The organism is Pseudomonas sp. PSKL.D1, from assembly GCF_028898945.1.
GTDB lineage: Bacteria > Pseudomonadota > Gammaproteobacteria > Pseudomonadales > Pseudomonadaceae > Aquipseudomonas.
Genome location: NZ_CP118607.1, coordinates 523694 through 535779, shown reverse-complemented (window position 1 = coordinate 535779; position 12086 = coordinate 523694). Strand labels below are relative to the sequence as shown.

Here is a 12086-nt window from a genome sequence, read left to right as displayed (position 1 = left end):
CTGCGCAGCAGCCCCATTGTTATGTCAGCCGAGCAAAATTACTTCTGCTTCACACCTTCAACACTGATATCCAGGTCCAGCGTCTGCGAAGTCGCGCCCGGGCCTTTGATACCAAAATCATTCAGGTTCAGCGTGGTGGTAGCATTGAAGCCAGCACGCTCACCGCCCCACGGGTCCTTGCCTTCACCGTTGAATACGGCCTTGAAGGTCACCGGCTTGGTCACACCGTGCAGAGTCAGGTCGCCGGTCACGTCGGCAGTCTTGGCACCGGTCGATTTAACGGCGGTGGAGACGAACTTGGCATCCGGGTACTTTTTCACGTCCAGGAAGTCGGCGCTGGCGATGTGCTTGTCACGCTCGGCGTGGTTCGACCACAGGCTGGCGGTTTTCAGGTCGACATTGATCTTGCTGGCTTCAGGCTTGGCGCTGTCCCAGGTGAAGTTGCCGTCGAAGTCCTTGAACGTGCCGTGGATGAAGCTGTAGCCCAGGTGGCTGATCTTCCAGTCCACGAACGCGTGCTGGCCTTCCTTGTCGATCTTGTACTCGGCAGCCATGGCCTGGCCAGCGGAGAGCAGAGCGGTACCGAGCGCCAGAGCGGCAAAAGTCTTTTTCAACATCCTTACTTCCTTCCTTTGCAATTGAGGTTGTGAGTCAAGCTTTGCGGCCCAGCATGCGTGTCAGGGTCGCGTCACGGTCGATGAAGTGGTGTTTCAGTGCAGCTAACGCATGCAGCAGGGCAAAAATAACCAAGCCCCACGCCAGCCACAAATGGATCACGCCAGCCAGGTCCGCCTGGTCAGGCAGGTCGCTGATAAGTGCCGGCACTTCGAACAGGCCGAACACCGGAATGCCCACGCCATCGGCGGTGGAAATCAAATAACCGGCGATCATCACGGCGAACAGCCCAAAGTACAGCGCCAGATGGCCAAGCTTGGCTGCCACGCGGGTAAGAGGGCCATGGTTGGCAGGTGCCGGCGGCGGTGGGCTGATGAAGCGCCATAGCACTCGCAACAGCATCACTGCCAGCAGGACCAGGCCGATGCTTTTATGCAAGTCCGGGCCAGCTTTGCGCCATGGGCTGTAGTAATCGAGGCCGACCATCCACAGGCCCAGGCCAAACAGGCCGAAGACTGCCAGTGCCACGCCCCAGTGCAGGACGATACTGACCACGCCATAGCGAGAAGGTGAGTTGCGCAGTTGCATGTTGACGTGTTCCCCGTGAAAGCTGTGCACAGACTAACGCTAAACGTATCGAATTAAAGCGAAAAAAACTGCTTTGGATTATCGAGAAATACGATGATTAGTGTGTGAGTCAGCTATTAAGGAAACATTAACGATAGCGGGTAATTACAGATTGTCAGCACCGGCCCCCGTTATCAGAAAGCCGGTGCTGTAATGCCGTCAGTCAGCCTTGGCAACCGGCTCCACTTTGGTAGCAGGCTTGTCGGCACTTCCGAACAGTCGGGAGAAGAAGCCCGACTCTTCCTTCACCTTCGCCGGTGCAGCCTTTGCGACAGCCTCAGCCTTGACCGGTTCGAACGATTTGCCTGCCAGCAAATCCTGCACCTGGCCGGCGGCACGCTGCCCGCTGCGCAACGCACCTTCGAGGGTGCCGGGGTACAGCGCATCGGTATGCTCGCCCGCAAAGGCTATGCGCTGTACCGGCCGCTCCCACAGGCGCCAGTACTTGCTGATCTGCCCTGGGCCGTAAGCCAGGTAGGAGCCGCCTGTACCCACGTCGGTGCTGTAACGCTTGACCTCGTACCCGGTAAACGCGCCTCGAGCTTTGGGGTAGAACGCGTGCAGGCGGATCAACACTTGGTCGACCATCTGCTTGTCACCAAAGGCTTGCAGCAGGCGGGCGTTGTCGCCAGACAAGTTGATTACCACGTTGGCGCCGCCTTTGAGTGCCGGCTCAATCCACAGCATGCCCAACCCGGCATTACTGAAGATTTCACCAGACATGCGTGCCTTGCTCTCCCACACTGGCTGCTTGAACTTCAGCATCAACTGGTCGCGCCAGCCGTAGTTGGTACCTTTGAGCGCGGCCACATGCTGAGTATCCAGCACAGGGGTCATTTGAATCTTGGCCAGGGCGCGCAGTGGCACTGCCATGACCACATAATCGGCTTGATAACTTACGCTGCCTGCCTTGACCGTCACCCCGTCCTTTTCCTGGATGATGGCCGTTACAGGCGAACCGGTCTTGATGGTCTTCAATTGCTTGACGAACGCCTGCGCCAACACCGGGCTGCCACCTGGCAGGCGCGCAGCACGCAGGTCACGGTCGCTGACGCCGCGGTAGACGCGGCTCTGTTGGGCGAAGTAGAGCAGCGACAGGCGCGAAGGCTCATCGTAACGAGTGCGGATCTGTTGATTGACCAGTTGCCGCGCAGTGGTGGGCAGTTGCAGTTTGTCGAGCCAGGTAGCAACGTTCATCTGGTCGAGGGCAAACAGCGTGCTGGTGGCCTGCGGCTTGAGCGGGTCGTCGATGGAGCGAGCCAGGTCGTCCAGGGTCTTCTCGTAACGCTTGATGGCTTCCGCAGTGGCAGGCTGTTTGGTTGCCAGGTCAGCGGCACTGAAGTACTCGCCGTCGATCAGATAACCCGGGGTACGCACAAACTCAGGCGCAGGCAGTGTTTCAAGTTTGAAGCGGTCAATGTACTGGTTCAGCACTGGCTGGGCCTTGTTGTTGCCGATCCACTCGCTGGTGGCCAGGCCCGACCGGCCGCCCATGCCCGATTTGGCCTCCAGCAAGGTCACCTGCCAACCTTTGTTCTGCAACTCATAGGCCGCGGTAAGGCCCGCCAGCCCGCCACCCACCACGATTGCCGTCGGTGTCTTGTCTTTTGCCAGCGCGGCACCGCTGGAAACACCTATCAATACGAACGCGCACAGACGCACCCAAGCAGCAGCCATGATGGCGAACTCCGAGTCAAAACATCAGGAATGGGAAGAGGCAGGGCTGCCCCGAGAGATATGCGTTAAGAATACGTCAGGTATGACCACCCTGCCAGCACAGCGATATCAAGTGCTTTTGGCAACTGGCATTTTTGTCAGTAGCCAAGGCGCTGGCCAGTGCGTAATGCTGCCGTCGTGGGCTGAAAATTCCGACAAAAGGAGCCGCGCATGATCTATGAGGAGCATTTTGCACGCGTCCAACGCCAGTCATTGTTGCAAGAACAAATGGTGGAAACGCCTTCGGGCTTGAGCATTTTCTCAAAATGCACCAGTTGGGCAGGCCTTTATGAAGCGTTCAAGGGCGAAGACGGAACCGAACTGGTAATAGGCGAGCAATGCGAGGTGGAAATTCACTTCAACCAGGAAGTCGAGAAGCTCTGCCTCGAATACTATGTGGTCAGCGATCACCACTATGATGATGTGCAAATGCTGTTCGACACAGACGGCTACGACATGGATCTCTGTGCGCCCGCCCCCCGCAGCTTTTACTGGCTGACGCTTTCCGGCAGTGGCTACACCGACTCCTGGCCCGGCCCGATCGCTACCCAGCCGTATTACCAAGAGATTGTCGGCCCATTCCGCCGCCTGACCATCTCAACCTCACGAGCCGGCACCGTGCATATCCGCCGGCTGGAATGGACCCGCACCTGCCGCCATTGAGCATCAGCGGTTGTCCTGCTTCCTGGCTTTGCTTAGGCTTACGCGGTCCAACCCCGCCGCAATGCCAGGAGAAGTGCCCATGGGCCTCAATGATCAGTGGATGCAACGTGACCTGAAGGTCCTGTGGCACCCCTGCACCCAGATGAAAGACCACGAGCAGCTCCCGCTGATCCCTATCCGACGCGGCGAAGGCGTGTGGCTTGAAGACTTTGACGGCAAACGTTACCTGGATGCAGTCAGCAGCTGGTGGGTCAACGTGTTTGGCCATGCCAACCCACGCATAAACCAGCGCATAAAGGACCAGGTTGATCAGCTCGAACATGTGATTCTTGCCGGCTTCAGCCACCAACCGGTGATCGAACTGTCAGAGCGTCTGGTAGCCATGACACCTGCCGGGCTGGATCGGGTGTTCTACGCCGACAATGGCTCATCGTGCATTGAAGTGGCATTGAAGATGAGCTTCCACTACTGGCAGAACATCGGCAAACCGGCGAAAAAGCGCTTCGTCACGCTCACCAACAGCTACCACGGCGAAACCATCGCCGCCATGTCGGTCGGCGATGTGCCACTGTTCACCGAAACCTACAAGGCCCTGCTGCTCGACACCATCAAAGTACCCAGCCCTGACTGTTACTTGCGCCCCGAGGGGATGAGCTGGGAAGAACACTCGCGCAACATGTTCGCGGCCATGGAACAGACCCTGGCCGAACACCACGAAACCCTCTCGGCAGTGATCATCGAGCCGCTGATCCAGGGCGCCGGCGGCATGCGCATGTACCACCCGGTGTACCTCAAGCTGCTGCGCGAGGCCTGTGACCGGTATGGCGTGCACCTGATTCACGACGAAATTGCCGTAGGCTTCGGCCGCACGGGCACCATGTTCGCCTGTGAACAGGCCGGCATCCGCCCCGACTTCCTGTGCTTGTCCAAGGCGCTGACCGGGGGCTACCTGCCACTGGCCGCGTGCCTGACCACCGACACGGTGTACCAGGCGTTCTACGACGATTACCCGACACTACGCGCGTTCCTGCACTCGCACAGCTACACCGGTAACCCCCTGGCCTGTGCCGCTGCCTTGGCAACCCTGGACATCTTCGAGCAAGACAACGTCATCGAAGCCAACAAGGCCCTGTCGGCACGCATGGCCAGCGCCACGGCACACCTGGCCGACCACGCGCATGTGGCGGAAATCCGTCAGACCGGCATGGCACTGGCCATCGAGATGGTGCAGGACAAAGCTGGCAAGGTGGCCTACCCCTGGCAGGAACGCCGGGGCCTGAAAGTGTTCGAGCACGCCCTTACCCGCGGCGCGCTGCTGCGCCCGCTGGGCAGTGTGGTGTACTTCCTGCCGCCGTACGTCATCACCCCTGAGCAGATCGATTTCCTGGCTGAAGTGGCCAGCGAAGGCATCGACATTGCCACGCGCGATAGCGTAAGCGTTGCAGTGCCTGCAAACTTCCACCCCGACTTCCGCGATCCGGGCTAGCCCTGAAGCCCGTAGCGAGCTCTGTGGGAGCGGGTTTACCCGCGAATGCAGTTTCAATTTCACCATTGCATTCGCGGGTCAACCAGCTCCCACAGGGAATGCGACCCTCCTTGAGTTTGAGCAGAACCATGAGACTTTCCCGCTTTTTCATCGACGCGCCCTTGAGCCTCGGCGAGCACGACTTGCCCGAAGCCCAGGCCCACTACATCGGCCGCGTGCTACGCATGGCCCCCGGCGATGCCGTGCAACTGTTCGACGGCAGCGGCCCCGAATACCTCGGCACCTTGCTTGAAGTGGGCAAGAAAAGCGTGCGCGTCAGCCTCGACCAAGCCCTAGCTGGCCAAGCCGAATCGCCACTGCACGTTCACCTTGGCCAGGGCCTGTCCCGCGGCGAGCGCATGGATTGGGCCATCCAGAAGGCAACCGAACTGGGCGCCAACGAAATAACCCCGATCGTCAGCGAGCGCTGCGAAGTTCGCCTGAAAGACGAGCGCGCCGACAAGCGCCTGGCCCACTGGCGACAGGTAGCCATCAGCGCCTGCGAACAGTGTGGCCGCTCGACGCTGCCGGTCATTCATCCGCCTGTCACCTTGGCTGAATGGTTGAAGGGCACCGAAGCCGACTTGAAGCTGGTGCTGCATCCGGTAGCCGAGCCGCTGACCAGCCATCAAAAGCCCTCGAAACTGGCATTCCTGATCGGCCCCGAAGGTGGCCTGAGCGAAGCGGAAGTCGACCAGGCCAAGGCCGCTGGCTTCCACGCCGCCCGCCTTGGCCCGAGGGTACTGCGCACCGAAACAGCCCCGGTGGTGGCACTGTCGGTCGCGCAGCAACTGTGGGGCGACTTCTAACGCACGTACAACGACACCGCCACAAAGTGCATCAGGCTGCCGGCAATCACGAACAGGTGCCAAATGCCGTGCCAGTGGCGGAAGCGGCTGTCGAAGGCAAAAAAGATGATACCTACGGTATAGAACACCCCGCCGGCTGCCAGCCAGGCAAAGCCGGCGGTGCCAAGGCTGTGGAGCAACGGTTTCACCGCAACCAGCACGATCCAGCCCATCACCGCATAGATGATGATCGACAGCACCCTTGCTTCCGAACGCGGTTTTATCTCTTGAAGCATGCCGATCACCGCCAGCCCCCAGACCACGCCAAAGAGGCTCCATCCCCAAGGCCCACGCAGGCTGACCAGGCAGAATGGCGTGTAGCTGCCAGCGATCAGCAGGTAGATCGACAGGTGATCGAGCTTGCGCATGATCCGCTTCGCCCGCCCGCGGGTGCTGTGGTAAAGCGTTGAGATGCTGTAGAGCAGCAGCAACGTGCTGCCATAGATGGAGAAGCTGACGATCTTCCAGGGGTCGCCCTGCAAGCCTGCGACGACAATCAGCCAGATGGCGCCGATGCAGGCCAGGACGGCACCCACCAAGTGGGTCCAGGCGTTGAAGCGTTCACCGTAATACATGCAAACACAGACCTCCTGAGGTGGGCTGGGTTCCGTGTAGATCTGGTCCGGCCCCTTCGCGGGTAAACCCGCTCCCACAGGGTATTGCACTCCCTTACGGGTTGGTGAAGATCCTGTGGGAGCGGGTTTACCCGCTAAGGGGCCATCCGCCTTACATCCTAACCAACCACAGGTTGCAATTGCGCGTCACGCACCAGCCTTTCCAGCCCGATCAGGTCCGGTACCCGTGCCACCTGCTCGCCCACCTGCACCGCCGCCAATTCCAGGCTACCCAGCGCCACATCCACATAGTTGAGCTGGCTGTCGAGCTTGCATGAGCGTGGAATGTCCTGCAGCAATACCGCCAGGTACCGCAGCCCGGTGTCCCCCAAGGCATTGAGCACCACGATGCGGGCACGCTCGCCACACGGCGTCTCCCCGCCGCACGCCGCCTCAAAGCCGATCAACGGCAAGCGTTGCTGCCGCCAGTCGATCCAGCCCAGATGCCAGGCAGGCTCCCCCGGTAAACACACCAGGTTGCGCTGGGCAATCAGCTCCGCCACGGCAACATTCGGCAGCACCAGGGTGCGATCGCCCATTGGCAACAGCAGGCCAGTCAGGCTGCTGCGCTGCCCCGCGATCAATTCAAGCATGGGTCTGGCTCCAATGGGCAATGCTCTGCAGCAGCACCGACTCCTGGTACGGCTTGCCCAGGTAATCATTCACGCCGATGGCCATGGCCCGGTCGCGGTGTTTCTGGCCGGTACGCGAGGTGATCATGATGATCGGCAAGTCCTTCAGGCGCTCGTCTCGGCGAATGCGGGTGGCCACTTCGAAGCCGTCCATGCGTGGCATTTCGATATCCAGCAGCAACACGTCGGGGCGGTGCTCTTCGAGTAATGCCATGGCATCCACACCGTCCTTGGCTGTCAGCACGCTCATGCCGTGGCGCTCCAGCAGGCGGCTGGTGACCTTGCGTACCGTCACTGAGTCGTCCACCACCATCACCAGCAACGCTCGCCGAGGTGCAGGCCCGAACAACGTGCGTTGCACCCCGCTGCCGCCTGGCAGGCGGGCCAGGCGACGCTGCTGCCCGCGCAACTGGCCGAGCAGGTCAAGAATCAGCACGACCCGGCCATCGCCCAGAAGGGTTGCCCCGGATAACCCGGCAACGGCAGCAAACTGCGGCCCAAGGCTCTTCACCACGATTTCGCGGCTCGGCGACAAATTATCGACCTGGATGGCGAATGACTGCTCCTGAGAATGCACCAACACCACCGGCAGCGGTACGCTCTGCCCCAGCAGTGCAGGCCGCGGCATGCCTTGCAGCAGCTCCCCAAGATAACGCAGTTGGTATTCGTGCCCTGCATACACGTAACGCGGCACTTCCTGCTCGTAGCAGGCCGCCAGCTCGGCGGGCGGCACGCGCACGATGCCCTCGATGGTATTGAGGGGGATGGCGTATTGCTCTTCGCCCACATGCACCATGAGCGCACGGTTGATCGACACCGTGAACGGCAGCCGGATCAGGAAGCGTGCACCCTTGCCCGGCGCCGACTCGATACTCATCGAGCCCCCCAGTTGCTTGACCTCCTCGTGTACTACATCCATGCCCAGGCCGCGCCCGGAAATCTGGGTGATCTTTTCCGCCGTGGAAAACCCGGGGCGCAGGATGAACTGCAAAACCTCGTGGTCACTCAGCTGAGCTTGAGGGTCAAGCAAACCACGCTTGATGGCCTTGCGCCGCACCGCATCCAGCGGAACACCGGCACCGTCGTCAGTCATTTCAATGACGATGTCGGCGCCCTCGTGCAGCAAATTCAGGTGGATCGTGCCCTGCTCCGGCTTGCCGGCCGCCAGGCGTGCTTCGCGCGACTCCAGGCCGTGATCGACGGCGTTGCGCAGCATGTGTTCAAGCGGTGCCACCATGCGCTCAAGCACACTGCGGTCCAGTTCGCCTTCGGCATTGCCGACCACCAGTTCCACCTGCTTGCCCAGTTCAGTGGCGACCTGGCGTACCACCCGCTGCAGTCTTGGCACCAGCCGTTCGAACGGCACCATCAAGGTGGCGGTCAGGCCTTCCTGCAACTGACTGTTCACCCGGGCCTGCTGCTGCAGCAGGCTTTGCGCCTCCTGGGCACGCTGGGCAAGGGTTTCCTTCAGGTCGAGCAAGTCGGAGGCAGACTCGAACAACGCCCGTGAGAGTTGTTGCAGCTGGGAATGGCGGTCCATTTCCAGCGGGTCAAAATCTTCGTAGGCATCACCTTCGAACGACTGGCGGCTGCTGATGCGCCCCTGGGTTTCGATGTCCAGGCGCAACAACTGGTCGCGCATGCGCTCCAGGGTGGTTTCCATCTCGTTCAAGGCAAACTGGGCGTCGTTGACCTGCTGCTCGATACGCCCGCGAATCACCGAATGTTCACCCGCAAGGTTGCCCAGGTCGTCAAGCAGCTCGGCATCCACCTTGACCATGTCGCCGGCCCGCTCGGGCGTAGCGGCAGGCACCTCGGCTGGTGCGGTTTCTGCCGGTGCCTGCCCGGCTGCGCTGTCGGTCAGGGCAGCGCTGCTGAAATTGCGGATGTAGTCGATCAGTGCCGTGGCGGCATGCAGTGGCTGGCCCAGGCGCACGGCATCAAGCATGTGCGCCAGGCGGTCGTGGCAGTTTTGCAGCAGCGCGAACAACGCCGCGCTGGGCGGCAGGCGCCCCGCCGCCAGCAGTTCGTATAGAAACTCCAATTCATGGGCGAGGTCGCCGATGGGCGCGATTTCGACCATTCGCGCGCCGCCCTTGAGGGTGTGCAAGTCGCGCAGCAAGTTCTCCACTTCCACGCTGTTGCGCGGGTCGGCCTGCCAGCGTGCCAGCGCGGAGGCGGCACTTTCGACGATGTCCGAGCTTTCTTCGAGGAAGACTTCCAGCAGCTCTTTATCACCCGGGCTGTCAGGCTCTTCGGGCTGCTCGACCAACGCTGGCAGTGGGGTTACCGAACCGGGCGCCACCAGGCCGGTTGCATCCGGTGCCAAGGCGCCGGCCAACAGGTTGCGCAAGGCGTCGACGCAGTCGGGGCGGGGGGTGAGTTCCTGGCCAGCCGCCACCTCATCGAGCATGTCCAGCAACACCTCATGAGTGTGCCGTGCCAGGGCAAAAAAGCGCGCGTCGGCACCCAGGCTGCCCTCTTCCACCGCGCCATACAGGTCCAGCAGTGCTTCGCAAAGGTCGTCCATTTGCCATAGGTCAGCCAGATGCGCGCCGTGGCAGAGGGTGGTCAGCTCATCGAGCAGGCTATCGAGCGGCTCGCGCCGGGCCGGTTGCTCCTGCCAGCGCGACAGCAGCGACTCGGCATCCAGCAGAATATCCATGGCCTGCGCCAGGAAGCTGGCGATCAGGTGCGGGTCGCGTTTGTTACGCCGTGCGTGCGAAGGCTCGTCATGCAGGGCGGCCAAGCGCGTATCTACCGCTTCGCCCACTTGCTCGATCAACATGGCGGCACCCGGGATGGGCGCCAGCGGAGATGTGTCTAACTGCGACAGGCCCAACTGGAACAAGCCTCGCGCTGCGACCAGCCATTGGATCTCCGCCTCCTGCAGCAAAAACTGATGCCCCCGATACTCCCGGACCAACCGATCGAAAGCGGTTGCCAGTTCGGCAATCGGCAGCACACCGGCCATGGCTGCGCTGCCCTTGAGGGTGTGCAAGGCGCGTTGCAGGCCATCGCTGACTTGCGTGCCCTGAGCAGTAGCACTTTGTAAAAAACCATCCAGGCTGGCGAGGTGGCCTTGGGCTTCAGTGCGGAAAATGTCCAGCAACTGCGGGTCCAGGCCATCCACCTCGGAACTGGCTGGGGCATCGTTTTCGGCCAAGGCGTGAAGATGCCCGGCCAGTTGTTCGATTTCAGTCAATTGCGGCAGCTGGCCGGCCGCAAAGTCGGCCAGCAGGTCAGGCAGGTGAACGAACACTTGCTGCAGCGCCACCACGCCTTCCGGCGCCAGCGTGATACGCCCTTCCAGCACCCTGTTGAGCAGGTGCTCGGCACCCCAGGCCAACTCTGCTACAGCCTGTGCGTGCACCATGCGGCCGCTGCCCTTGAGCGTATGCAGGTCACGGCGCACGTCGGCCAGTGCATCGCGCAAGCTGTTGTCGGCCCGCCAGCGTAACCATTGGCGCTCGATCTCCGGCAGCAGTTCACCGGCCTCCTCAAGGAACACCTCGCGCACTTCGTCATCAATACCGTCAGAGCTGCCGTCGTGAGCGGCTACCCGCTCATCGGCGTGACATTGCACGCCAAGCGCCGCCAGGCTGGTGCGGGCCATTTCCAGAAACGGTTGCCCATCGGCCAGTGGGTCGGCCACTCGCCATTGCAGGTAGCATTCACCCGCGCTCAACGCCTCTGCCAAGTGCTCCAGCTCATCCTGCGGGGGCTCCACTTCCAGGTGCTGCAACCAGCCACTGACATAGCCTGCGCACCCGGCAAACACCTCGGCGGCAGTGGGCAGCATCAGCATCGCCAATGCCCCGCGCACCTGGTGCAACAACCCTGGCAACGGTTGCAAACGTTGTTTGGGCCAGCCGGACTCCAGGCAATCGCCTATCAAGTCCTTGGCTTGCTGCACCACGGCCAGCGCTTCGTTCAGTACCAGCTGGCGGATTTCGGCCAGGTCCGAACCCGGCAGCCCGCCCTGCCCGTTCTGCTCAAGCGGGCCGACCATGCCGTTAAGAGACGCTTCCACGTACAAGAGGGCGCCGGCTACATCCATGAGCGTGGCGTCATCTGCCTCGCGCTCACCCTGGGCCAAGGCCTGCAATGCCAACACCTGGTCGATGATGACTCGCCGAGGCTGCTGGAAACCCAGCACGGCAAGGGTGTCGGCGACGTGCCGCAAGGGGGCCAGCAGCGCATCCAACTGCTCGCTGTGCTGGCGGTCACTGCGCACGAACTGGTCCAGCCGCTCCTTGATGCGCATCAAGTCATCGCACAGTGCCGTCACCACCGAACGCAAGGCGTCACGCCCCGTCCCGGCCTGCAACTGCTCACGCCAACTACCCAGCGACAAGTCCAGGTTGGCCAGGTCGTCGGAACCGGCAAAGCGCTGCGCCGCGCCACTGATCAGGCTGCTCTGGGCCAGCGGCTCGGCGCCGCGGCAGGCGCGTAGCTGGTTGAGCAGCGGCAGCATCACCAATGGCAGGTCGTGACGTGCGCCGCGCAGCCGCTCCAGATACGAAGGCAACTGCTCCATGCCTCGGAATAACGGGCCCAGGCAATCACCGCGCGGGCTTACCTGGCCGTCGGCCAAGCCCCGGGCCAGCAACTCCAGCTCCTCGGCAAGGCGGGTGGCACCGCGCAGTTCGAGCATGCGCAGGCAGCCATGCACCTGATGCAGGTTATCCACAACGAACGCGAGAATCGAAAGGTCATCCGTTTGGCCAGCAAACCGCTCCAGTGCCTGACGCGCCTGGCCCAGGCAATCGAGGATGGCAGCACGCGTCCAGGCCAGGGCGACCGTGTCGTGGCGTTCGGGGCTGACTGCTGCAGAAGCCATGGC

General features: G+C 61.8%; 8 protein-coding genes and 1 pseudogene. 3 read left to right on the top strand and 6 right to left on the bottom strand.

Annotated features, from left to right (window positions below; all coding sequences use genetic code 11):
• Positions 1 to 38: 38 nt before the first annotated feature.
• The 3 genes and pseudogenes from PVV54_RS02225 to PVV54_RS02215 form a co-directional block, all read right to left on the bottom strand.
• The gene (locus tag PVV54_RS02225; protein ID WP_274908397.1) at positions 39 to 617 is read right to left on the bottom strand and encodes a YceI family protein; all 579 of its coding nucleotides are present in this window, start codon (positions 615 to 617) and stop codon (positions 39 to 41) included.
• Positions 618 to 651: 34 nt separating this feature from the next.
• The gene (locus tag PVV54_RS02220; protein ID WP_274908396.1) at positions 652 to 1203 is read right to left on the bottom strand and encodes a cytochrome b; all 552 of its coding nucleotides are present in this window, start codon (positions 1201 to 1203) and stop codon (positions 652 to 654) included.
• Positions 1204 to 1419: 216 nt separating this feature from the next.
• Positions 1420 to 2919: pseudogene (locus PVV54_RS02215) on the bottom strand (flavin monoamine oxidase family protein); the annotation flags it as partial.
• A 210-nt stretch (positions 2920 to 3129) separates the two neighbouring features.
• On the opposite strand from PVV54_RS02215, the gene PVV54_RS02210 reads away from it, so the two are divergent.
• The 3 genes from PVV54_RS02210 to PVV54_RS02200 all read left to right on the top strand — a co-directional run bounded on the left by PVV54_RS02210 (position 3130) and on the right by PVV54_RS02200 (position 5955).
• Positions 3130 to 3621, top strand: coding sequence for a hypothetical protein (locus PVV54_RS02210; protein ID WP_274908395.1), 492 nt, complete (start codon positions 3130 to 3132; stop codon positions 3619 to 3621).
• A gap of 79 nt (positions 3622 to 3700) precedes the next feature.
• A complete protein-coding gene (locus tag PVV54_RS02205) occupies positions 3701 to 5107 on the top strand; it encodes an adenosylmethionine--8-amino-7-oxononanoate transaminase (RefSeq protein WP_274908394.1) in 1407 nt (468 codons plus the stop codon).
• A 128-nt stretch (positions 5108 to 5235) separates the two neighbouring features.
• Positions 5236 to 5955, top strand: coding sequence for a 16S rRNA (uracil(1498)-N(3))-methyltransferase (locus PVV54_RS02200; RefSeq protein WP_274908393.1), 720 nt, complete (start codon positions 5236 to 5238; stop codon positions 5953 to 5955).
• Here PVV54_RS02200 and trhA read toward each other — a convergent pair.
• The 3 genes from trhA to PVV54_RS02185 form a co-directional block, all read right to left on the bottom strand.
• Positions 5952 to 6569: a PAQR family membrane homeostasis protein TrhA gene (gene trhA / locus PVV54_RS02195; RefSeq protein WP_274908392.1), complete on the bottom strand. Its 618-nt coding sequence runs from the start codon at positions 6567 to 6569 to the stop codon at positions 5952 to 5954. The genes PVV54_RS02200 and trhA overlap by 4 nt on opposite strands.
• Before the next feature lie 158 nt (positions 6570 to 6727).
• Positions 6728 to 7201: a chemotaxis protein CheW gene (locus PVV54_RS02190; RefSeq protein ID WP_274908391.1), complete on the bottom strand. Its 474-nt coding sequence runs from the start codon at positions 7199 to 7201 to the stop codon at positions 6728 to 6730.
• A complete protein-coding gene (locus PVV54_RS02185) occupies positions 7194 to 12083 on the bottom strand; it encodes a hybrid sensor histidine kinase/response regulator (protein ID WP_274908390.1) in 4890 nt (1629 codons plus the stop codon). The genes PVV54_RS02190 and PVV54_RS02185 overlap by 8 nt, the downstream gene beginning before the upstream one ends.
• Between the last annotated feature and the right edge of the window lie 3 nt (positions 12084 to 12086).